The sequence below is a fragment of the Ezakiella coagulans genome, assembly GCF_003096635.1.
GTDB lineage: Bacteria > Bacillota > Clostridia > Tissierellales > Peptoniphilaceae > Ezakiella > Ezakiella coagulans.
The window spans coordinates 50,826-74,318 of the sequence record NZ_QEKV01000007.1; the positions used below are offsets into that span (position 1 = coordinate 50,826).

26 protein-coding genes are annotated in these 23,493 nt (G+C 33.4%); 25 read left to right on the forward strand and 1 reads right to left on the reverse strand.

The window, feature by feature from the left end; genetic code table 11:
• Nucleotides 1–5 precede the first annotated feature (5 nt).
• On the reverse strand, nt 6–443 hold the full coding sequence (locus C7381_RS06375) for a kinase/pyrophosphorylase (RefSeq protein ID WP_116480324.1): 438 nt from the start codon (nt 441–443) through the stop codon (nt 6–8).
• A gap of 155 nt (nt 444–598) precedes the next feature.
• On the opposite strand from C7381_RS06375, the gene lepB reads away from it, so the two are divergent.
• The 25 genes from lepB (at nt 599) to C7381_RS06500 (ending at nt 23,493) form a co-directional block, all read left to right on the forward strand.
• Nucleotides 599–1,261 carry a signal peptidase I gene (gene lepB / locus C7381_RS06380; RefSeq protein ID WP_116480325.1) on the forward strand — a complete coding sequence of 221 codons (663 nt, stop codon included), beginning with the start codon at nt 599–601 and terminating at the stop codon, nt 1,259–1,261.
• 6 nt (nt 1,262–1,267) lie between these two features.
• Nucleotides 1,268–3,070 (forward strand): translation elongation factor 4, encoded by a 1,803-nt coding sequence (lepA, locus tag C7381_RS06385; protein WP_116480326.1) that lies wholly within the window; start codon nt 1,268–1,270, stop codon nt 3,068–3,070.
• On the forward strand, nt 3,070–4,200 hold the full coding sequence (hemW, locus tag C7381_RS06390) for a radical SAM family heme chaperone HemW (RefSeq protein ID WP_116480327.1): 1,131 nt from the start codon (nt 3,070–3,072) through the stop codon (nt 4,198–4,200). Before lepA ends, hemW begins: the two co-directional genes overlap by 1 nt.
• A gap of 197 nt (nt 4,201–4,397) precedes the next feature.
• On the forward strand, nt 4,398–5,417 hold the full coding sequence (gene hrcA / locus C7381_RS06395) for a heat-inducible transcriptional repressor HrcA (protein ID WP_034545797.1): 1,020 nt from the start codon (nt 4,398–4,400) through the stop codon (nt 5,415–5,417).
• On the forward strand, nt 5,418–5,939 hold the full coding sequence (grpE, locus tag C7381_RS06400; protein ID WP_116480328.1) for a nucleotide exchange factor GrpE: 522 nt from the start codon (nt 5,418–5,420) through the stop codon (nt 5,937–5,939).
• A gap of 33 nt (nt 5,940–5,972) precedes the next feature.
• Entirely contained in the window at nt 5,973–7,802 is a 1,830-nt protein-coding gene (gene dnaK / locus C7381_RS06405; RefSeq protein WP_034545793.1) for a molecular chaperone DnaK, read from the forward strand.
• Nucleotides 7,803–7,885: 83 nt separating this feature from the next.
• Nucleotides 7,886–9,034, forward strand: coding sequence for a molecular chaperone DnaJ (gene dnaJ, locus C7381_RS06410; protein ID WP_116480329.1), 1,149 nt, complete (start codon nt 7,886–7,888; stop codon nt 9,032–9,034).
• Nucleotides 9,031–9,906 (forward strand): 50S ribosomal protein L11 methyltransferase, encoded by an 876-nt coding sequence (gene prmA / locus C7381_RS06415; protein ID WP_116480330.1) that lies wholly within the window; start codon nt 9,031–9,033, stop codon nt 9,904–9,906. Before dnaJ ends, prmA begins: the two co-directional genes overlap by 4 nt.
• Complete coding sequence (locus C7381_RS06420; RefSeq protein WP_116480331.1) at nt 9,899–10,624, forward strand: RsmE family RNA methyltransferase; 726 nt, start codon at nt 9,899–9,901, stop codon at nt 10,622–10,624. The genes prmA and C7381_RS06420 overlap by 8 nt, the downstream gene beginning before the upstream one ends.
• A complete protein-coding gene (mtaB, locus tag C7381_RS06425; protein WP_165803619.1) occupies nt 10,614–11,906 on the forward strand; it encodes a tRNA (N(6)-L-threonylcarbamoyladenosine(37)-C(2))-methylthiotransferase MtaB in 1,293 nt (430 codons plus the stop codon). The genes C7381_RS06420 and mtaB overlap by 11 nt, the downstream gene beginning before the upstream one ends.
• Complete coding sequence (locus C7381_RS06430; protein ID WP_034545779.1) at nt 11,882–12,220, forward strand: histidine triad nucleotide-binding protein; 339 nt, start codon at nt 11,882–11,884, stop codon at nt 12,218–12,220. The genes mtaB and C7381_RS06430 overlap by 25 nt, the downstream gene beginning before the upstream one ends.
• Before the next feature lie 79 nt (nt 12,221–12,299).
• The gene (rpsU, locus tag C7381_RS06435; RefSeq protein WP_034545777.1) at nt 12,300–12,482 is read left to right on the forward strand and encodes a 30S ribosomal protein S21; all 183 of its coding nucleotides are present in this window, start codon (nt 12,300–12,302) and stop codon (nt 12,480–12,482) included.
• Nucleotides 12,483–12,506: 24 nt separating this feature from the next.
• A complete protein-coding gene (locus C7381_RS06440; protein ID WP_281261757.1) occupies nt 12,507–12,938 on the forward strand; it encodes a GatB/YqeY domain-containing protein in 432 nt (143 codons plus the stop codon).
• A gap of 81 nt (nt 12,939–13,019) precedes the next feature.
• Nucleotides 13,020–13,661, forward strand: coding sequence for an NfeD family protein (locus C7381_RS06445; RefSeq protein ID WP_116480334.1), 642 nt, complete (start codon nt 13,020–13,022; stop codon nt 13,659–13,661).
• Nucleotides 13,662–14,642, forward strand: coding sequence for a flotillin-like protein FloA (gene floA, locus C7381_RS06450; protein ID WP_034545770.1), 981 nt, complete (start codon nt 13,662–13,664; stop codon nt 14,640–14,642). It abuts the gene before it with no gap.
• Nucleotides 14,639–15,184: a hypothetical protein gene (locus C7381_RS06455; RefSeq protein WP_116480335.1), complete on the forward strand. Its 546-nt coding sequence runs from the start codon at nt 14,639–14,641 to the stop codon at nt 15,182–15,184. Before floA ends, C7381_RS06455 begins: the two co-directional genes overlap by 4 nt.
• A 9-nt stretch (nt 15,185–15,193) precedes the next feature.
• Complete coding sequence (locus C7381_RS06460) at nt 15,194–16,186, forward strand: PhoH family protein (protein WP_116480336.1); 993 nt, start codon at nt 15,194–15,196, stop codon at nt 16,184–16,186.
• Nucleotides 16,176–16,649, forward strand: a complete 474-nt coding sequence (ybeY, locus tag C7381_RS06465; protein WP_116480337.1) for an rRNA maturation RNase YbeY — start codon at nt 16,176–16,178, stop codon at nt 16,647–16,649. The genes C7381_RS06460 and ybeY overlap by 11 nt, the downstream gene beginning before the upstream one ends.
• A gap of 71 nt (nt 16,650–16,720) precedes the next feature.
• The gene (locus tag C7381_RS06470) at nt 16,721–17,977 is read left to right on the forward strand and encodes a copper amine oxidase N-terminal domain-containing protein (RefSeq protein WP_116480338.1); all 1,257 of its coding nucleotides are present in this window, start codon (nt 16,721–16,723) and stop codon (nt 17,975–17,977) included.
• Nucleotides 17,978–18,171: 194 nt separating this feature from the next.
• Complete coding sequence (locus tag C7381_RS06475) at nt 18,172–18,876, forward strand: diacylglycerol kinase (protein ID WP_116480339.1); 705 nt, start codon at nt 18,172–18,174, stop codon at nt 18,874–18,876.
• A gap of 2 nt (nt 18,877–18,878) precedes the next feature.
• Nucleotides 18,879–19,289 carry a cytidine deaminase gene (gene cdd, locus C7381_RS06480; protein ID WP_245893784.1) on the forward strand — a complete coding sequence of 137 codons (411 nt, stop codon included), beginning with the start codon at nt 18,879–18,881 and terminating at the stop codon, nt 19,287–19,289.
• Entirely contained in the window at nt 19,289–20,161 is an 873-nt protein-coding gene (gene era / locus C7381_RS06485; RefSeq protein WP_116480340.1) for a GTPase Era, read from the forward strand. Before cdd ends, era begins: the two co-directional genes overlap by 1 nt.
• On the forward strand, nt 20,158–20,862 hold the full coding sequence (gene recO / locus C7381_RS06490) for a DNA repair protein RecO (protein ID WP_116480341.1): 705 nt from the start codon (nt 20,158–20,160) through the stop codon (nt 20,860–20,862). The genes era and recO overlap by 4 nt, the downstream gene beginning before the upstream one ends.
• A 14-nt stretch (nt 20,863–20,876) precedes the next feature.
• Nucleotides 20,877–21,719 carry a glycine--tRNA ligase subunit alpha gene (locus C7381_RS06495; RefSeq protein WP_116480342.1) on the forward strand — a complete coding sequence of 281 codons (843 nt, stop codon included), beginning with the start codon at nt 20,877–20,879 and terminating at the stop codon, nt 21,717–21,719.
• Nucleotides 21,712–23,493 carry a glycine--tRNA ligase subunit beta gene (locus C7381_RS06500; protein ID WP_116480343.1) on the forward strand — a complete coding sequence of 594 codons (1,782 nt, stop codon included), beginning with the start codon at nt 21,712–21,714 and terminating at the stop codon, nt 23,491–23,493. The genes C7381_RS06495 and C7381_RS06500 overlap by 8 nt, the downstream gene beginning before the upstream one ends.

The following is a 23,493-nucleotide window of genomic DNA, read 5'->3' on the forward strand; positions in this document are numbered from 1 at the left end:
CCTCCTCATCTACTAATTCTTTTAGAAATAAAAACCGTTGCTTCTTCAATTGCCATCTTATCTAAATCTATAATTGGTATTCGAAGCGTTTTATAAATATCATGGGCGTACATAAGCTCGTCAAATATTCTTTCTTCACTTGCGTAATTCGAACTGATACCAAGATTTTCTTCTCGTGACAATCTGTGTTTTCTGATTGACTCGACACTTCTTGTAAGACCGAAGGTTTTTTCCCTTGGTAGAGACTTAAACATTTCTGTTAAATTTGCCTCTGGTACAAGTGGAATATTACAAACTTTTAAATCAAAATAGCCCATATAAAATGAAAGTGGTGTTTTACCAACCCTCGATGGACCAAGCAATATTACGTCCGCATCATTCAAATCTGATAGGATTTTTCCGTCATCATAATTATGGCAAAAATCAATATTTTTATAATCCATCGTTTCACCTCTCACTCGTTTTATTATACCACATATATATTTTTTTTTAAAGATTATAGCTCGTTTATTTTTCTTTGATGAAGCAATAAAAATACTGGTTTTCCTTGAAGTTTAAATAATTAAATGGTATAATTAAACGGATAGAGGTGTAAAATATGAACGATGATAAAAATGAATTAATCGAAAATAATGATAAAAAATTAATCGAAAATAAAGATGCTTCGGAAGAAGTCTTAGAGCCAATCGAAGATGGCGATGAAGCTTTTGAAGATGCAGATGAGCAAAATAAAACAAAAAGGATAAAAAAAGAAGTGATTGAATGGATAAAAAGTTTGGCATCGGCTGCAATCATAGCAATTTTAATTGTAAAATTTGTTTTTGCATTCACGGTTGTTGACGGAAAAAGCATGATGCCTACTTTGCACAATAGAGACAGGCTTATTGAGCTTAAACTTGATAAATTGTTTAGAAGTTTTAAACGCGGAGACATTGTTGTTTTAAAAGATGAGGTTAAAACAGACGGCAATTACTATGTAAAAAGAGTTGTAGGTCTTCCGGGCGAACATATTGAAATAGAAAACGGAAGTGTTTTTATTGACGGCGAACTCATTGACGAGCCGTATATTGAAACCGGAATTTATACTGAAGGAAATGTTTCGATTGATTTATCGGATGAAGAATATTTTGTTATGGGAGACAATCGCCTTCCACTTGCTAGTAGAGATTCTAGAGCATTTGGACCGGTAAATAAAAAAAGCATAGGTGGAAGATGCGTTTTTAGAGTTTTCCCATTTGATAGAATTGGAAAGTTGAGGTAGTTATTTATGAAAAAAGAGCATATAAGAAATTTCTCTATCATTGCTCATATAGACCACGGTAAGAGCACTCTCGCAGATAGACTTTTGGAAGCTACCAATACAGTTGAACTAAGAGATATGAGAGAGCAAACTTTGGACAGTATGGACCTTGAAAGAGAAAGAGGCATAACAATAAAGCTTAAAGCGGTAAGACTTTTATATACAGCTGACGATGGTAAAAAATATACATTAAATTTGATTGATACCCCGGGCCACGTTGACTTCAACTACGAAGTTTCACGTTCACTTGCCGCATGTGAAGGAGCTGTTTTGGTTGTAGATGCAACACAAGGTGTTGAAGCTCAAACTTTGGGAAATGTTTATCTTGCACTCGATCAAGATCTTGAGATACTTCCGGTTATAAATAAAATGGATCTGCCTAGTGCAATGCCGGATGAGGTAAAACATGAAATTGAGGATGTAATCGGACTCGATGCTTCTGAAGCGCCGTTAATTTCCGCTAAGACAGGATTAAATATTAAAGATGTTTTGGAATATATTGTAAAAAATGTTCCGGCACCTGAAGGAGATGATGATGCACCGCTAAAAGCACTCATATTCGACTCATACTATGACCCGTATTTGGGAGTTGTGTGTTATGTAAGAGTCTTTGACGGAAGCATTAAAGCCGGAATGAATATTAAATTTATGTCCACAAATCAGGAATTCGAAGTTACCGAAGTTGGTGTAAATATAACACACATGCTAAAAGTTGATGAGCTTAAAGCAGGAGACGTAGGATATTTCACAGCTTCTGTAAAAGAGGTCAAGGACGCAAGAGTGGGTGACACTGTTACAGATGCGTCTAGACCTACAAAAGAACGTCTTCCGGGATACAAGGCAGTAGTTCCGATGGTGTATTGCGGGATTTATCCATCAGAAGGCGAGGACTACAACACTGTTAGAGAAGCTTTGGAAAAATTAAAAGTTAACGATGCGTCCCTAACATTCGAACCGGAAACATCGAAAGCTTTGGGCTTCGGTTTTAGATGTGGATTCTTAGGACTATTACACATGGAAATAATTCAAGAAAGACTTGACAGGGAGTTTGACTTAAATATTATTGCTACAGCACCATCGGTAATTTATAGAGTTCACAAAACCGACGGGGAAGTACTTGAAATACAAAATCCTACAAATTTACCGTCGCAAGGAGAAATTGATTTTATCGAAGAACCGATGGTTGATGCAAATATTATGGCACCAAAAGATTATGTTGGAAACATTATGGACATTTGTATCGAAAGAAGAGGACAATTTAAGAACATGGAATATCTCGACGAAAGAAGAGTTGTTTTGCATTTTAGAATGCCTCTAAATGAAGTAATTTATGATTTCTTCGATGCACTTAAATCCAACACAAAAGGATATGCTTCGCTCGACTATGAACTTGCTGGATATGAACAAAGCGACCTAGTTAAACTCGACATTCTAATTAACGGAGAACTTGTTGATGCATTCAGTCTAATTGTTCACGAATCAAAGGCATATTCAAGGGGACGCGATATTGCTGAAAGGCTTAAAGACGTAATTCCAAGACATCAATTTGCTGTTCCTATTCAAGCTGCAATCGGCTCGAAAATTATTGCAAGAGAAACAATTTCCGCACTAAGAAAAGACGTTCTTGCAAAATGTTACGGCGGAGATATTTCAAGAAAGAAGAAATTGCTTGAAAAACAAAAAGAAGGTAAAAAAAGAATGCGCTCTGTAGGAAATGTTGACGTTCCACAAGAAGCGTTCATGGAAGTGTTGAAATATAAGGAAAAGTAATGAATTTAGGAATTTATATACACATACCGTTTTGTAAAAGTAAGTGCAGTTATTGTGACTTTTTAAGCTTTGTTCCTAAAAGTGAAGATGAAAAAAATAGATATGTGGATTATTTGATAAAGGAAATTGGTCTTTATTCAAAACTTTATGGAAAGAGGTGTGTCGACTCAATTTATTTTGGGGGCGGCACGCCTTCTTTAATTGGAACAAAGAATGTTAATAGAATTATGGAAGCGATATACAGTGGCTTTAATGTTTTAGATCATTCCGAAAATACGCTTGAGATAAATCCAGGAACAACTGACGAGCACCTTTATAAAGAAATTTATAAAACCGGAATAAATAGGGCGAGTCTTGGACTACAAACGTCTGACGACAGAATTATAAAAACACTGAATAGAACCTCATCATTTAAAGATTTTTTAAAAGCGGTTAATGAATTGAAAGAGAGCGGTATAAAAAACATTTCTGCAGATTTGATGTTATCTCTTCCTGGAAATACAGAAGAGCGGGAGTTAAAAGATGCTAAGCTGATAAGTGAATTAGGAATAAATCATATTTCAGCATATAGTCTTATTGTGCATGAAAACACTCCAATTTATGAAGACATAAAAAACAAAAAACTAATTCTTCCGAGCGAAGATGAAGAAAGAAAGAGCTATCATGACCTTTCGAATTTCTTGAGTGAAATTGGATATGAAAGATATGAAATTTCGAATTTTGCTAAATCCGGTTTTGAGTCAAGACATAATAAAAAATATTGGAACCTTGATGAGTATCTTGCGTTTGGGATTGGGGCCTCCGCTTTTATAGAAGGGGAAAGAAGAAAGAATTTTTCAAACTTAAAATATTATTATGAAGCACTTGAAAGAAAAGAGTTACCATATAGAGTCGAATATGTTCTTGATTTAAGTGACAAGATGAGCGAATATTCTTTTTTAAATATAAGGACTAAAGATGGAATTTCTCTTGAGAAATTTAATGAGAGATTTAATAGAGAATTCTTTGATGTATTTAATTTAGAAAAACATTGTGATTCCGGACTTATAAAAATAGAAAAAGGTCATGTGGTTTTAACAGAAAAAGGAATGGATTTATCAAATCTTGTTGAGATTGATTTACTTTTATAAATATGTTTTAAAATTAAAAATCAGGGTATAAGATTCATTGTTAGCACTCAAACCATATAAGTGCTAATTCATAAAAAATTATAATAAAAAATTTATAGATTACAGTTTAATTATGATTAAATGAAAATTATATGGGTATATATTTAATAGTTAGCACTCACAACATAAGATTGCTAATAAAAAGTGGGAGGTGTAAAATGTTAAGTCAAAGAGAACTGAAAATATTAAACAGTATTATAAACTCTTTCATTGAAACCGGTCAGCCGGTCGGCTCAAGAACTATTGAGAAAAACTATGACATAGGACTTAGCGCCGCCACTATAAGAAATGTAATGAGTGATTTGGAAGAAAAGGGATTTATTTCAAAAACACATCACTCAAGCGGAAGAATTCCTTCGGGTTCTGCAATTGAAAATTATGTAACGGCTTTGATTGATTCCACAACAAGACAGGAAGACAACCCTCGAAAGTTTGTTAAGAGATTGTTGGAGTCGGAAGGGACTAAGCTTGAGAAGATGATGCTAAAAGCGGGAGAAGTTCTTAATTTGATGACAAATTATGCCACACTCACGTTTATTCCTCATTATAAGGATGCTGAAATTTCTCAAGTATTTGCAAAGCGTATAGACGATTCGAATCTTCTATTTGTAATAATGACAAAAGATTTGGAAGTTTCTACAAATGTTGTTCATGACGGAGGCACTATCAATGAGGAGAAATTTAATAATTTTCTAAAGCAGTATTTTTACGATAGGAAAGTAAGTTATTTCCTTGAAAATCTTGAAAAGCTTTACAAAAAAGAATTTTTTGATAAATTGGACGTCTTAAAAAACATTCTAAAAGATATTGAGTCGGATGAATCAATGGAAGATGAATTGATTTTAAGTGGTGTGACGAGATTACTTGAGCATCCGGATTTTATAGATACAGAAAATGTAAAAACAGTAGCTATGATTATGGAAGACAGTTCGCAGATAAAAGATTTAATTAAAGGTAGTGAAAATAAGCGAATTAGTGTTCATATAGGCGATGAAAATTCAAGTTTAAAAAATTTAACAGTTATAACCTCAAATATATTGCTTGACAGTGACAGGACCGCATCTTTTGGTATAATTGCTCCTGTAAGGATGAATTATTCAAATGCTATAAATGCAATTCTTGAACTTGACAAGACATTAAGGTTTCTAAATGCGAATTTGAAAGGGGATGAGGACTAAATGAAAGAAAATAATGAGTTTAAGAATGATGTTGATAAAAAAGTCATTGATGAAGATGTTCAACCGAATTTATGCGATGAAGATACAAATGAATCGGATGAATTAACCACAGAAATAGATTCTCTAAAGACACAGCTTATAAGGCTTAAAGCAGATTTTACAAACTTTAAAAAGAGAGCACAAAAGAGAGAACATGATAGTGTGAACTTGGGAGTTGAAAAATTTGCGGAAGTTTTATTTCCTGTAATTGATAATTTTGATATTGCACTTTCACATATAGAGGATAAAAATATATATGACGGAGTCAAGATGATTTATGATCAAGTTATCGAAGCTTTTAAAAATGTAGATATAAATGTTATGGAAAGCGATGGGGCAGTTTTTGATCCTAATCTGCACTACGCGGTAATGATGGAAGAAAAAGATGGAGTTCAAAGTGGAATAATAACCGAAACTCTAAAAAAAGGATTTATGCTGGGAGATAAAGTTATACGTCCGGCAATGGTAAAAGTAAGTAAATAATTAATTAATTTTAAATTGAGGAGGATATTATAAATGAGTAAAATTATTGGTATTGACTTAGGTACAACAAATTCATGTGTTGCAGTTATGGAAGGTGGAGACCCTACTGTTATTCATAATATTGAAGGAAACAGAACTACTCCAAGTATTGTAGCATTTACAAAAGAAGGAGAAAGATTAGTTGGTGAAACGGCAAAAAGACAAGCTGTTACAAACCCGGATCGAACAATTTCTTCTATTAAAAGAGAAATGGGTACCGATTATAAAATTAGTATTGATGGAAAAGATTATACACCTGAAGAAATTTCAGCAATGATTCTTCAAAAGTTAAAAGCAGATGCTGAAAGCTATCTTGGCGAAACAGTTGAAGACGCTGTTATTACAGTTCCTGCATATTTCACAGATGCTCAAAGACAAGCCACAAAAGACGCAGGAAGAATTGCAGGTTTAAATGTAAAGAGAATTATCAACGAACCGACTGCTGCTGCACTTGCATACGGGATGGACAAAGAAGAAGGTCAACACAAGATTATGGTTTATGACCTTGGTGGAGGAACATTCGACGTTTCAATTCTTGAAGTTGGCGACGGCGTGTTCGAAGTTATGGCTACAAGAGGCAATAACAGACTCGGTGGAGACGATTTCGACAACAAACTCGTTGATTATATTGCAGATGAATTCCAAAAGGAAAACGGAGTTGATTTGAAATCAGATAAGATGAGTCTTCAAAGACTTAAAGAAGCTGCTGAAAAAGCAAAGAAGGAACTCTCATCAACTATGACTACAAACATTAACTTGCCATTTATTACAGCAACTCAAAATGGACCGCTTCACTTAAATATGGATATTACAAGAGCAAAATTCAATGAACTCACAAGTGATTTGGTTGAAAAGACAATTGCACCGGTTAAAGATTGTATTAAGGACGCAGGTATTGAAGTTTCAGATTTGGATAAGATTTTATTAGTCGGTGGTTCAACAAGAATTCCGGCTGTTCAAGATGAAGTTAAGAAATTGACAGGCAGAGATCCACAAAAAGACATCAACCCTGACGAATGTGTTGCAATTGGTGCTGCAATTCAAGGTGGAGTTTTGACAGGAGAAGTTAAAGACTTACTACTCCTCGATGTAACACCGCTTTCACTTGGACTTGAAACATTGGGTGGAGTAACTACAAAACTCATCGAAAGAAATACAACAATTCCGGCAAAGAAGAGCCAAGTTTTCACTACAGCTTCCGATTCTCAAACATCTGTTGATATTCACGTTCTTCAAGGAGAAAGAGAATTTGCAAAGGACAATACAACTCTCGGCAGATTCCAATTGACCGGTATTGCACCGGCACCAAGAGGAATTCCTCAAATCGAAGTTACATTTGACATTGACGCAAATGGTATTGTAAATGTTAGTGCAAAGGATATGGCAACAGGCAAACAACAATCTATAACGATTACAGCTTCAAATAAGATGAGTGAAGACGAAATTAAAGCTAAAGTTAAAGAAGCTGAAAAATATGCTGCAGAAGATGAAAAGGCAAAGCAAAATATTGAAACCAAAAACAATGCAGACCAAATGGTATATCAAACAGAAAAGAGCATCAAGGATTTAGGAGACAAGCTATCAGCAGAAGACAAGAAGTCATTGGAAGAAAAGAAAGATGCACTTAAAAAAGCTTCAGAAGGAACAGACTACGAAGATATGAAACAAAAGACCGAAGACTTGACGAATGAGTTCTATAAGATAACTCAAAAAGTTTATGGTCAAGCAGGAGGAAATCCTTCAGAAGGCAATGTAAATCCTGATGCAAACAAAAAAGATGACGGAGACGATACAATTGATGGAGACTACGAAGTAGTTGATTAATTTGACAATTTCCGCTAATTATAGGATAATAGAACTGATCCACTTTTAGTGGACAGTTCTTATTTTTTTGAAAGGCTGAGTTGATGAAAAATTTGTATGAAGTATTAGAGGTTGAAGAAACAGCTTCAATCGATGAAATAAAGAAAAGTTATAGACGTTTAGCAAAAAAATACCATCCTGATTTGAACCCTGATGATCCGGAGAGTGCAGAAAAATTTAAAGAGGTTACAGCTGCATATGAGGTTCTTTCAAATCAAGAAAAAAGAACTATGTATGATAATTATGGTACTACTGATGCTCAAGCTGGTGGCGGATTTGGTTATGACGACATATTCAGTGATTTATTCGGCGACATTTTCGGTGGTATGGGTTTTGGCGGATTCAGTTCAAATAGAGCTGCAAGCAATCAAAAATCGGGTCAAGATAGAATGACTTATATAGATTTTGATTTAAAAGACACTCTCACAGAAAAAAGCGTTGATATTGAGTATGAGAGAGTTGAAAACTGTGAAAAATGTCATGGTACAGGTGCAAAGTCAGAAGATGACGTGGAGGTATGCAAGACTTGTCACGGAAGAGGACGAGTAAGACAGGTTAAACAAACACTTTTTGGTCAAATGCAAACTGATACAGTTTGTCCTGACTGCAACGGTACAGGGAAAGTAGTTAAAGAAAAGTGCGAAGAATGTGCAGGCTCAGGAAGAAAGTCTAAGAAAATAAAAAAGACAGTTAAAATTCCCAAAGGCGTAACAGATGGTGTTGTATTAAATTTGGGTGCACATGGTGACGAAGGAGTAAACGGTGGAAGACGTGGAAATTTATATGCCGAAATTCACGTTAGAAATCCATATGGTTATGAAATTCAAGATACAAATCTTGTAAAGGAATACAAGATTTCATTCTCAGAAGCAGCACTTGGTACTCGAAAAAAATTTGAAACATTAGATGGGGAAGAAGAAATTGTTATACCGGAAGGAACGCAAAATGGAGATTATATAACAATTTCGAAAAAGGGCTTATACAAATATAATTCAAATACACGCGGTGATATTTATTTGGTATTTAAAGTTGTAACACCTACAAATTTATCAAAGCGTCAAAAAGAAATTTTAAGGGAGCTTGATGAAGAAAACGAGCTTAATGACCCTCCTCCCTTTTCGGGAATAAGAGAAAAATTTAAAAATATATATTTCAAAATAAAAAATGTGATTAGAAGGATGTTTGCACGATGATAGAAGTTTCATTAAAAGTAAATAGAAATTTGGAAGATGAAATTACGACTAAACTTATTATGTTTGGGATAACTTCTTTTGAAGTAATTGATGACAATTTAAGTGACAGTCTTAAAATTTCCGAAAAGAATTGGGACTATATCGATAAAAAAGAAAAAACGGATTTCGTTATTTTCAAAGTATATTTGGAAGATGATGAAGTTCAAAAATTTCTTGAAGATATTGACGTTGAAAGCGAGTGTGAAATTTCAAAAAAATCAATTGAAGAAAAGGATTACGAAAACGATTGGAAAAATTATTTTCACACGATTGACGTTTCAAAGGATTTAAAAGTTGTTCCACTTTGGGAAGAACACACTGAATCGGATGTTGTTATAAATCCGGGAATGGCTTTTGGTACAGGAAGTCATGAAACTACTTATATGTGCCTTAAAGAGATTGACAAGTATCGTCCTGACGGCAAAATTTTGGACGTAGGAACGGGAAGCGGAATTCTCGCAATTTCTGCTGCGAAGCTATCAAGTGCAGTCGTAGATGCGTATGAAATTGATGCGTTAGCTATAAAGTCGGCAAATCAAAATGTGAAACTAAATAATGTTGAGGGTAAAGTTAATATAATTCATGGAGATTTCAGGGATTATGATATCAAGATATACGACACGATAATATCGAACATTTATGCAGAAACTTTATGCGAAATGATGCCGGAATTTTCTAAGCGTATTAAATCACAAGGCTTAATAATATTGTCGGGTATTGTTAATGAAAAAGAAGACATGGTCAGAGATGCTCTACAAAAAAACAAATTTGAAATTGTAAGTTCAAATAAACAAAACGGTTGGTCTGAGATTACGGGTAGATTTAATGGATAGAATTTTTATCGATGATACATTAATAACAGGAGAGGACTTCAGACATGTTATAAAAAGCCAAAGACATATTGTGGGTGATAAACTTGAGGTTGTTTTAAATGAGGAACTCTACTTAGCGGAGATTTCAGAAGTTTCAAAGAACAGTTTTTCAGTTAAACTTTTAGAAAAAATCGAGGAAGACACAAATAGTATAAAAATCTATTTGTTTCAAGGATATATTCCAAAGAAGAAAATGGAACATGTTTTTAAAATGAACGGCATGCTAGGTGTCGAAAAGTTTATCCCGACAATTACTGAAAGATGTTATGAGAAACGTATTGAAGACTTTTCAAACGATAGATGTTATTCTATTTTAAAAGACAGTGCTGAAGTTTCAAAGTCAATAAAAATTCCTACAGTCTCAAATAATATGGAATTTAAAGAGGCTATAGAATTTTCTAAAACTTTGGATTATTCGGTTATTCTTTTTGAAGATGAGAATGTAAATTGTATATATGACTTTTTAAAAGATGTTGATGTAACTTACCCGAGAGAGGTTTCGATAGGGATTTTTGTCGGACCTGAAGGAGGGTTTTCAGAAGAAGAAGTGGTATTTGCAAAAGACAGAGGGGTAAAATCTATACGGTTATTTAGAAATATATTGAGAACGGAGTATGCTGCATTTTCTGCTATATCTTCTATATTGACCTACTATGAAAGGACTAAATATGAAAGTTAAAATTAAAACTCTGGGTTGCAAAGTGAATTTTGTTGAAAGTCTTGCACTTGAAGAGAGGCTTCGAAAAGCAGGATTTGAAATAGCCGATTCTGACGAAGAAATTTGTGACGTTTTTATTCTAAATTCATGCAGCGTTACAAATGAAAGCGATAAAAAATCGAGGCAGGCATTAAGCAGAAATCGAAAGATAAACCCTGATAATTACTCTGTGATTATGGGGTGTTATAGCCAAGTTTCAAAGGATGAACTTTTAGAAAATAAAAATGTAAATCTTGTCGTCGGAAATAAAGATAAACTTGATATTTCGTATCTAATGACTTTGGATAAAGACAAAGGTGAAAAAGTATATGATATTTCAAAATATAGAGAATTTGAAGATTTGCCGCTCCATGGAACGGGTGAAAAGACTCGTGGATTTATTAAAATTGAAGACGGTTGCGATAATTTTTGCTCATACTGCATAATTCCTTACGCAAGAGGAAGAGTACGGTCAAGAAGTATCGAGTCCATAAAAAAAGAAGCATCATCTCTTGGGGAAACCGCAAAAGAGATTGTTATAACGGGAATTGAAGTTGCATCGTATGGAAAAGATTTAAAAGATGCAACTCTTATCGATGCAATTGAAGCGGTACACGCAGCAGCGCCGAATGTAAGAATAAGACTTTCAAGTCTTGAAATTTCGGTTATAACAGATGATTTTTTAAGAAGGCTAAAAAGCATAAGTCGGTTCTGTGACCAATTCCATTTGTCACTTCAAAGCGGATCGGATAATGTTTTAAAAGCAATGAATCGAAAATACAACAAAGAAACTTTCAAGAAAAAAGTTGATTTGATAAGGTCTTATTATCCAAGCGCAGGAATCACAACGGATATTATTGTAGGTTTTCCCGGTGAAACGGAAGCAGACCACGAGAGCACTGTTCAGTATTTGAAAGATTTGAAACTTTCAAGGATTCATATTTTCCCATATTCTATTAGAAAAGGTACAAAAGCGGCGGATATGGAGCAAGTTGACGGAAATATAAAAATCAGAAGAAAAAATGAACTTGAAAAATTAGGAGAAGAACTTCAAGAGGAATTTAAAAATTCTCTTTTAAATAAAGAGGAAGAAGTTCTTATTGAAGAAAGAACAAAGGGATTTTTCACAGGATACACAAGGAACTATGTAAAGGCAGAGATTTCTTGTGATGAATATCCGGATTTAAAATTAAACAGCGTTATTAATACAATGCTTGTTGAAGAAAAGGGGGAAAAGAAATGGATTGTTTGTTCTGCAAAATAATTGATGGGGAAATACCTTCTACAAAGGTTTATGAGGATGATGTTTGTTATGCATTCAGGGATATAAATCCGGTTGCACCTACACATATTCTTGTTATTCCAAAAAAACATATAGATGGACTGGATGCATGCGACGAAGGTGACAAGGAAATACTTAGTCACATTTTATCGGTCATAAAGCTGATTGCAAGAGAAGAAAAATTGACAGGTGGATATCGCGTAATTTCAAACGTTGGCGAGGATGGAGGACAGTCTGTTCGCCATTTGCATTTTCATCTAATAGGCGGAAAAAAATTAGGTTGGAATTTTGATTAAATACTTGATTTTTTAATTAACTATGTGTATAATATTGGATAGAGCGTTGTGGATAACCTTATGGAAGGGGGGAAGATAAATGTCAGAAATCAAAGTTGGAGAAAATGAATCCCTAGATAGTGCTCTAAAGCGCTTCAAGAGACAATGTGCTCGCTCAGGAGTAATGGGTGAAGTTAGAAAAAGAGAACATTACGAAAAACCTAGCGTTAGAAGAAAACTTAAATCTCTAGCAGCTAGAAAAAAGAGACGTAAAGGATTTTAGTTTATGTCATTAAAAGAACGTTTGATGGATGATTTAAAAACTTCCATGAAAGAGAAACAAACTCTTAGAAAAAATACTATCACAATGCTCAGATCTCGTATAAAGCAATATGAGGTTGACAACAGATTGACTGCTGATGATGATTTAATTATGCAGATGATTCAAAAAGAAATAAAAGAAAGAAATGATACGCTGGATTCTCTCAAAGGCACAGATAGAGCAGAACTTATAAAAGATACGGAAGAAGAAATTTCATATCTTTCCGAGTATTTACCAAAGCAAATGGACGATGATGAGTTAAATGAATTGGTTAGTGCTGTAGTAGCTGAAGTAGGAGCAACATCAATGAAAGACATGGGTGCTGTTATGAAATTGGCTAAGGAAAGAAGCGAATCTAGAGTAGATGCTAAGAGATTATCTGAAGCGGTGAAAGCAAAATTAGGCTCACTAAAATAGGTGGGCTATTTTTGTGTAAAAATTCAATAAAATAGTTTAACTATGTCTTTTTCGGGTAATATGTAATTAAAGGAGGTAGTTATGGTAAAAATGATTGAGATGTTAAAAAACATTCCAAATTTAGCTGTGCTTTTGATTTTTTTAATTTCGGTAGCATGCTTTATTTCATCGCTTTTTGTCAATAAGAAATTCAATTTTGTTGTCGGAGTTTTGCTTTTGATTGCATACATAGCGATAATACTTTTAAAAGATAATAAATATTTTGTTTATCTAATATTGAGCACGGTTGGAATCTTTTTACTTTTTATGGAGTTGTTGGTTCCCGGCGTTCAAGTTTTTGGAATATTCGGTGTTGCATTTCTTGGAGTTGGTTTTTATGGAACTTTTGACGATTTACTATCAACAATTTTAGGACTTTCACTCACAGTCTTAATTTCTATTTTTCTCATTTACTTTTACATTAAGAAGGGTTATAAGATAAAGGGAATGGAAAAGTTTGTTTTAAAACAAAAAAGTTCTACTGAAAATGGTTATTTAGCAGTTGTTTATCCTGACTTAACAGGCAAGAGAGGCGTTACAACAACCCCTCTAAGACCGAGCGGATTTGGAATAATTGACGATAAAAAGTATGATCTCTACAGTGATGAGGGCTTTATACCGTCAGATACAAAAATTGAAGTTATAAAAGTTGAATCTATGAAAATATATGTAAGGAGGATTTAGATGAACGAAATTTTAAGTAGTTTAGGACCGATTTTTACGGTCGGATTGGTTTTTATTTTAGTTATAATATTTTTCTCATTTGTGCCGTTAGGCCTTTGGATAACGGCATTCTTTTCAGGTGTAAAAGTTGGAATTGCAACACTTGTAGGAATGAAACTAAGAAGAGTTGCACCGAGAAAAATTATTAACCCAATGATCAAGGCAACTAAGGCAGGTTTAAATTTAAAACTTGATGAGCTGGAAGCTCACTATCTTGCAGGTGGTAATGTCGATACATTGGTCGATGCACTAATTGCTGCTCAAAGGGCAAACATCGAGCTGGAATTTAAGAGAGCTGCTGCTATAGACTTGGCAGGTCGTAATGTTTTGGAAGCTGTTCGTGTAAGTGTAAACCCAAAAGTTATTGAGACACCTAATATTGCAGCTGTAAGTAAAGACGGTATCGAAGTTATCGTTAAAGCAAGAGTTACTGTAAGGGCAAATATCGAAAGACTTGTCGGTGGAGCAGGTGAAGAAACAATTATAGCAAGAGTCGGGGAAGGAATTGTCACAACTGTCGGTAGCAGCAATACACACAAAGAAGTTCTTGAAAATCCGGACAGCATTTCAACAACAGTTCTTGAAAAAGGACTTGACTCGGGAACAGCTTTTGAAATTTTATCAATTGATATTGCTGACGTAGATGTCGGCAGAAACATCGGTGCGCATCTTCAAACAGACCAAGCTGAAGCAGACATGAGAATTGCTCAAGCAAGAGCTGAAGAAAGACGTGCAATGGCTGTTGCAAAAGAACAAGAAATGAAAGCGGAAGTTCAAGAAAAGAGAGCTCTTGTTGTCGAAGCGGAATCACAAGTTCCTTTGGCAATTGCAGAAGCATTGAAATCAGGCAATTTGGGCGTTATGGATTATTATAAATTGAACAATATAAAAGCGGACACGGATATGAGAAATTCTATAGGCGGAGTAAAATCTGATAAATGAGTTATATCATAGCCATTGTCCTGATAATTTTAAAAATAATAGATTCAATATATGAAAATAATCACAAGAAAACTATAGAGAAAAACATACCCAAAAAAGATAATACTGAAAAGATAAAGACTCGCATAGATAATATAAAAGATGAAGAAACAAAAAAAAGATTGATCAAGCTTTTGAAAAACGCTGAGAAAGAATTTGCGGAAGATTCGAATAAAAATATGACTTTGGACAAAAAATCGGATGATAAGATAAAAAAAACCAATATTAAGACCAAAGAATCGAAGACGAATAAAGCTAAAATATATAAAGAATCAGCTATTGTTGACTCGAGAAGTTTGGAAAATGCTATTCCACATACAGATGATTCAGTGTACAGTCACATGATAAAAAACGAATGTGGAATCGAGCACGGGCTTGGAAAATCAATTTATGAAAAAGATGAAGAAGCTCAATCAAGATTTCTTGAAGATTATAATGAGGCGGACTTAAAAAAATATATCGCAATGAAAGAGATATTAGATGAGCCGGTCTCAATGAAGTAAGGAGACTTAATGACTGAATTTGTAGTTAAAGATATGTTAACTGTAAAAAACATTGTTGGACAATTGGACCAAAATATAAATCTCATAATGGAAAAATTGGATGTGAAAATATCCATTTCTGATGACACATTTAAAATCGACGGAGAAAATTCCGAGATTGCAAAGAATGTTCTCATGGTCCTCTCGAAGAAAAGTAAGAGCGGTGATGTTGATCTAAATGATATTTCATATATCATAGACCTTGCACGTGAACACAGGGAAAACGAGGTTTTGAATCTAAATGACAAACCTATTGCATTCACTGCAAACGGCAGAAGTCTATTTCCGAAAACAATCGGACAGAAAAGATATATAGAATCGATTAATAACAATGATATTGTATTCGGAACAGGTCCTGCGGGAACAGGAAAGACATATCTTGCAATCGCACTTGCTTGCCAAGCGTTTAGAAACAAACAATTTGAAAGAATTATACTCACCAGACCGGCAGTTGAAGCCGGTGAAAGCCTTGGATTTTTGCCGGGAGACTTAAAAGAAAAAGTCGACCCATATCTAAGGCCTGTTTATGATGCACTTTTTGAAATAATAGGTGGAGAACAATATCAAAAATATATTGAAAAAGGTTTAATTGAAATTGCTCCGCTTGCATATATGAGAGGAAGAACTCTGGACAAAAGCTTTATAATATTGGATGAAGCTCAAAACACAACTCCTGAACAAATGAAAATGTTTTTGACAAGACTTGGCTATTCATCAAAGATGGTCATCACAGGTGACCTAACACAGACCGACTTGCCGAGAGGGAAGATGAGCGGTCTGAAGAACGCGATAGAACTTTTGAGACGCACAAAGGGAATCGGAATCGAAGAGCTTCAAAAAGTCGACATTGTTAGACACCCGCTTGTTCGAAAAGTGATTGAAGTATATGAACAAGAAGCTTTGCGTTTGGAAAAAATAAGAGAAGATAAAAAGAAAGAAAAAGAAAACAAAAATGAAGAATAATTTGGATAGAAAAATAAGGGGAAACAAAACCTTTTATTTTGATAAATTTGAATTGAGTATATCAACCGGCACACAATTTTTGTGTGTCGATGATTTATATAGCTTAAAAAAGGTAATTGAGAAAACACTTAGAGTTGTCGATTTCAGATATTATACTCAAATATCACTGAGCATCGTGACACCCGGAGAAATTCGAGATTTGAATAATAGATTCAGAGGAATAGATAGAGTGACGGACGTTTTAAGCTTTCCACTGGATATGGAAACCGGAATTTTGGGAGATGTTGTGATCTGTAAAAAAGTGTGCACAAGGCAGGCAAAACTCTACGGGAACTCTTTTCAAAGAGAGCTTATGTATCTTACATGTCATAGCATTTTGCATCTTATGGGATATGATCATATGAACAAAAGGGACAAGAGAATTATGAGAGATTTGGAGAAAAAAGTTATGAGAGAAATATAGAGGCTCTCCGATCAATTATTATTTTTGAAAGGAAGGTAAGTAGGCGAAGACCTATTCGCTGAAAAAATGTTATGAAGAAAAGAATTTTAGCGTTATTGTTGGTTGTCGGAATGCTTTTAAGCTTCCCGATGGCAACTACTAATGCACAGAGACAAAAGAAGTTTAGAATTTTACTTAACGGAGTGGATATTCCACTTACAGAAAATATGGGACTTCCATATATTGAGGACTCAAGAACTCTTGTTCCTATCAGGCTTATTTCCGAATCACTTGGATATAAGGTTGACTGGAATGAGGCTGAACAGCTAGTTACTATAAAGGGTAACCTTAACAATGTAGACAGAAATATTAACCTTACAATCGGTAAAAATATGGCTGTCGTTAATGGAGAACAAAAACAAATTGATGAGTCACCTAATGTAGTGGCAAAGATTAAAAAAGACAGAACTTATGTTCCGCTCAGATTTATATCTGAAAACTTAGGAGTTACAGTTGAATATAAACAAACTGAAAAGGAACATATTATAAATTTAAACGTTGTTGTAATGGATGAAGCTACTAAATTTGCACTTTTTGGTAATGGTGGAGAAGGAGCTAAATTAGATATTGAACAAACAAAGAAAGAAGGTTTTATTTTAAGAGAAGGAGAAACTAAGGAAACAATTCTTAAAAGACTAGATCAATCGTTAAATCCTGCTCCAACATATGAAGCACCTCCGGCAGGAAGAGTATCTGAAAATTGGATATCACCAAATTTAAGCATTGCATATATAGATCCGATAGAAAATTCTTTTGGTTATTCTGCACCTTGGGGATTTACAATATGTTCAGCTAAAGATTATAAAGAAAAAGCTGAAAATATGTCATATTTAATTGAATTAATAGATGATAGATATGTACCTTACCAAAAGCATATACAAATATCTAGAAATGATTCCAATTATCATGATATGGAATTACCGCTTAATCCGCCGAAGTGGGAAAATTTTAATCAACATGTAGATAATAGAATTGTTACAAATATGTTTGATTATGACCCTTCATATGGAAAAAGAAAAGATTCGATAATAACAAAAGGTTTTGATAAATTATATAGACCACATATTGGAGAAAAAGTTAAGTATAGAGTAACATTTAAGCAAGGCGATGAAGAACACCAATATGAATTTACTGTTTCTTATCTTTGGGCTATTGCAGAAAATCACAAATCACTATTACGTCAAAATGACAAAGAAACATACGAATATCTTAATAGAGTGGGAATGACTAAAGTTAACGATGAAGGTATAAAACTTGTTCCAGTAAATGATTGGATACAGATATATTAAAAGAGGGCTAAAAGCCTTCTTTTTTTTAAAATTTTAAAACAAATAGTAAAAAACATAAGCTAAAGAATTTAATTCACTAAAACAATTAAAAAGATATCAATATGGGTATAATTGAACTGTATAGAACATGTGTTTTATTTTCGTGTACGATAATTAAGTTTATGAAAAATTATTGGATAGGTGGATGATTTTTTATGAAAAAGAGAAGTTTTTTAAAGAGTTTTAATAATGCTGCAAACGGTTTAGTTCATAGTTTTAAGAGTGAGAAGAATATGAGAATCCACTTTGCCGTCGCGGGCATTGTTCTGATTTTTGCACTCATTTTCGAGTTTTCGAAGTTGGAGTTTATTGCTCTTACAGGGGCGATTGTTCTTGTGCTTTTTGCTGAATTAATAAATACGTCACTTGAGTATGCGGTTGATGCTTCTGTTGGTGAATTTCATCCGCTTATTCGAATTTGCAAAGATATTTCTGCCGGGGCGGTTCTTCTGACTGCTTTTTATGCTGCGTTTGTCGGATATTTGCTCTTTTATGATAGACTTGTACCACTAGGTAATAATGTTTTGGGTGCGATTCATCAAAGTCCGATTCATTTGACATTTATAGCATTTTCCCTTACAGTAATGCTTGTGATTGCGCTGAAAAGCAAGTATTCAAAGAGCAGAGGAAGTTATTTTCAAGGCGGAACAGTGAGCGGACATGCTGCAGTTTCGTTTCTTTTAGCGACCATTGTTTCTTTTAATTCCGATAGTCTTCTTGTAATTTCGCTTGCTTATATTCTTGCGATATTGGTTGCGGAAAGTCGCGTCGAAGGAAAAATACATAAACCTATGGATGTTTTTTACGGGGGCTTATTGGGTATAATTATAGGAATAATTATTTTTAGGTTGTTTGGATAGCTATGAAATTGAATTATGATGAATTAAATGATAAAATGAAAAAGCTTGTGGTTGCAGCAATTGATGCTAGAAAAAATTCTTATGCGCCGATTTCCGGATTTAAGGTTGGTGCTGCAATTTTAGCAGACACAGGTGAAATTTTTTCGGGAGTTAATGTAGAGATTACAAGTTTTTCTCCCACTATTTGCGCTGAAAGAAATGCGATATTTAGCATGATTACAACCGGTGAGAGAAATTATAGTGCAATTGCTGTTTGCGGCTCGAGTCCGGACACATTTCCTTGCGGCGTTTGCAGACAAGTGATATATGAAACTTCACCTGAGTGTGAAGTTTTAATTGTGAACAGTTTATCGGATATAGAATCATATAGAATTCAAGATTTATTGCCACACGGATTCAGATTGGAGGAATAATGAGAAGCGGTTTTGTTAATTTGATAGGAAGACCAAATGTAGGAAAGTCTTCTATTTTAAATCATTTAATTGGGGTTAAGCTTTCGATTGTTACGGATAGGCCACAAACCACAAGAAAAAGTATGAAGTTTATTTATACAGATGAGAAATCTCAAATTATTTTCTTTGACAATCCGGGATTTCAGGATCCGAAAAATAAGTTGGGGCAAGAGATGCAAAATATTATTTATAACAATATTAAAGATGCAGACCTTGATATTTATGTTATGGATAATTCTTTGGAGAATGGAAGGCTTGACAACAAGGTTTTAGATCTAGCACGTGAAGACAAAAACAAAAAGATTGTTATAATAAATAAATGTGATCTTTTAAAAGAAGATGAGCTCGAAATGCTCATTCAAAAATACAAAGAACTCGATTTGTTTATTGATGTTTATCCGGTTTCTGCGGTGACGGGCTATGGATTCAAAGAGCTTCTTGACGGGATTTACAATATAATGCCCGAAGGTCCATTGTATTATGATGAAGAGATGATCACTGATACCATGACTAGGGAAATTATGGAAGAAATTTTGAGAGAAAAGTTTTTGATTTTTTTGAATGAAGAGATTCCACACGGCATAAATATCGAAACTGAAGAGTATATTGAAGATGAAGACTCTATAAGCATAAGGGATATTGTTTATCTTGAAAGGGAAAATCATAAAGCTATTGTTATTGGGAAAAATGGAACAATGATAAATAGAATTATAAATGCAGCAAAAAAAGATATGCAAGAGTTTACAAATAAAAAAGTTCGTTTAAAGATTGATATAAAAATTAGAAAAAATTGGAGAAAAAATATCGGAATTGTTAAGAGTTGGATTAAATGAAGACGGAAGCAATTATTTTAAGAAATATAAGATGGCAGGATTCTAGTATTATAACCCATGCACTCACCGATGATTATGGAAGAATCAGTATTATGACAAAAGGTGCGTTCAAGCGGAAAGAAAATGTCATGCCGTACTTCGATTTGTTTTCAATTACAAATTTCGATCTATACAAGGGAACGAATATGTTTTATTTTAATTTTGCAGACAGTGCAAAGGTTTCGGAGGATTTATACAAGGAGCCTATTTCATTTAGAGTCTGCTCGATTTTAAGTGAGATTGTTATAAAAACTATGATTGATAATTATAGCGTTCCGAATATTTATCCGCTTACAAAAAAGTTCTTGGAACTCTTATCAAAATCGAAAAATAAAGTGTTGTTTTTTGCTGGATGGCTGATAAAATATATTTCATTTATGGGGTATAGACCTATTATTAGTGAGAATAACGGTGAACTAGTTATGTGTGAGGATGGAATTGTTTATGCAGAATCAGGACAAATATTAGGACATAATAGACGAGTGAGTTTTGAAGAGTCAAGTTTAATTAAAAAATTACTTTTTTCTGAAATGTCTGAGATAATTAAATTTGATGTCAGCTCTGAAATGGGCATGAAAATTTTAGATTTAATTATTTTTTATTTTAAATTATCTTTTAGTATAAATAGATTAAATTCGTATGAGGAGCTTAAAAATTTTTAAAATGGTGTTGTATTATGAAATTAGTAGATGAGTTGAACAATTATTATAGAAAGTTCGGACTGAAGAAGATAAGAGAGGATTATATAGAACTTAATGAAGATGTTCTAAGTTATAGTGAGCTATTTTTTCATTTGGATAATCCAAACTCTATTTCGGGTGCAAATGTAAGAGTTTTAAATGTAGGAGATATGTCTTTTTCTATTCAGGGCACAAAGCGCTCAGTCAGTTCGATTTACAGAGTCGTTGATCAGAGAAAACATACTGTAAATTTCAAGGATGTATTTTTATCATTAAAACATATATTTGGGAATATGGACGATTATCTTTTCACTTATAATTCAGGGGATTATCATGAACCATCTCTTGGAGCGACTGTTTCGTATTCAAATATTTATGCAAATGGATTTTTGATTGTTAAGTGTAAATATTTTCAGACTATAAACGACGAGCATCTAGAGAGTATACCTCTTGTAATTGAGTATAACTTAAATAATCTTTCTTATGTTTTTGGTGATGAAGAGACTAATGAGTTTTCTGTCGAACAGGTGAGGGATAGTGAATTTTCAAGTTATATTTTTGAAGAGATTGAATTTGAAAATGAAAATATTTTATTTACAAGCCATATTTCTGAAAGTGAAATTCATTTAAGAGAAAAGAGATACATTCTAGCTTATATTTCTTTAATAAAATCTTGCAAAGATGTTGAAATTATAAAGGGGAAAACGGGAATATTTTCTGAAAAATATATTGATAATATGAAGAGAATAAGAGAAATTTATTTTGAAATAAAAAATGAATATTTGAATCAAAAAGCTATTGTTGATTCTGACGGCTTGAAGGAGGATAAGGATGAGTAAATTTTTAATGGAAATTATTACAAATCCAATGGATGCTGTTACATTTCAAAATATAGAAGAAGATATAAGAGAGTATCTTAGGTCCAGCGATTTTAACTCTTTTTTTAGAACTGAAGATTTAAACATTTTTGTAAATCAAACCAGGATTGTAATTTGGGCTAACTTATTTGGTGAAAAGCTCAATGAAAAGTTAACTGAACTTATACCTTCGATTTTAAGAGGGGTTGAAAGTCCTAATCAAATGAGATGGGATACAGGTTCAATTACATTTTTCAGTCCAATAATTAATATTTTATCTCTTTTAGATGATGAGCTTATAGATGTTGAAATAGAAGGCGTAAAATCAAGAAAAGTTTCACTTGTAAATTTGTTTGATGAAATCGAGATTGAAAGTATCGATGACTATTTTGATAAAATTGATAAATATGTGGGGTTTAATGAAGCTGAAAGAGTAAACAAAATAAGAAATCAAGTTTTAAAAATTGCTGCAAGCTTGGGCAAAAAATTTAATATAAATAGAGATAAGCTTATAAAAATTGCGAAGATTATTGAAAATCCGCAGTTTTTGAGTGCAAACTTTGATGATAAATATTATGATTTACCGGAAGAATTTGTATTTAACATAATTAATAAATATGACGCATGCATTCCGCTTATTTTTGAAGATGGAAAAATTTCAGATTCATATATAATCGTTTACAATAAAAATAAAAATTCGGAAAAAGTCAAGAATATGTATGAAAAGTCTTTAAATTACGATTTGGGCCTTATAGAGGAAGTTTTTGAAAAAGATAGCATCGTTCCTTTGAAAGAATATGTTCCAAGACTTAACTGGATTTCAAAATTTGATCAACTTGGCAATTTGTATGATAAAACAACGAGAGTGAAGATGTTTGTTGAAAAAGTCGCTGATAATCTGTCTCTTGCAAAAGAAATGGAAAAAGATTTGTATGTTGCTGCAGATTTACTTAAAGCGGATCTCGCTACAAGAACTGTAAAAAAATATCCTCAGCTAAAAGGCGTGGTTGCTAAGACAATGCTTGAAAAAGAAGGTTATGAAAGTGTAATTGGTGAAGCTATTCTTGAACAGTACTTACCAGGTATTATGAATAGGATGCCGGAGTCATCAATAGGTTATATTTTAGCCATTGTTGACAGGTATGATGATATTGTAGGACTTTTAATATCTGATGAATATAATATGAGATTAGTTAAAAGCAAGATTGATGAGATTTTGAGCCTTATTATAAATTCCAAACTTGAAATAAGTGTAGCTACATTAACAAGAATTGCACTATATGTTTACACAGAAGAAAGTATCGGTGCATTTGATTACAATAAGGTTGAAAAAATTGTTGAAGATCTTTTTATGCAAAGATATAAGAATATTCTCAGAGGTCTAGGAGTTAAGGCAGATTTGATGTCTGACGATGTTCTTTCTTGCGAAGAATGTTTTGGCAATTTGACAGAAAAACTTCTTGAAATTTCAGAAGAGGCAAACGAAGAAGAAATAAGTCTTTTGAAGAATCTTTTCAGAATAAGAAATCTGGTGATGACTAGCGAATCGATGGATTATGAAAGTTCTGAAGCAGAAAGACGATTAAGTGAACTTTTGGGAGACGATGTCATAAATGAAGTAGGCGATAATTTTATTTCTTTCTTGAAAAACAATAAAAACGTTTTGCAGGATTTATTTGATTTTTACGACAATGGAGGTTATGTAACTGATTATTCTAAGAAGTTACAAACGGAATTAAAGAACAGGTGGTTTTAA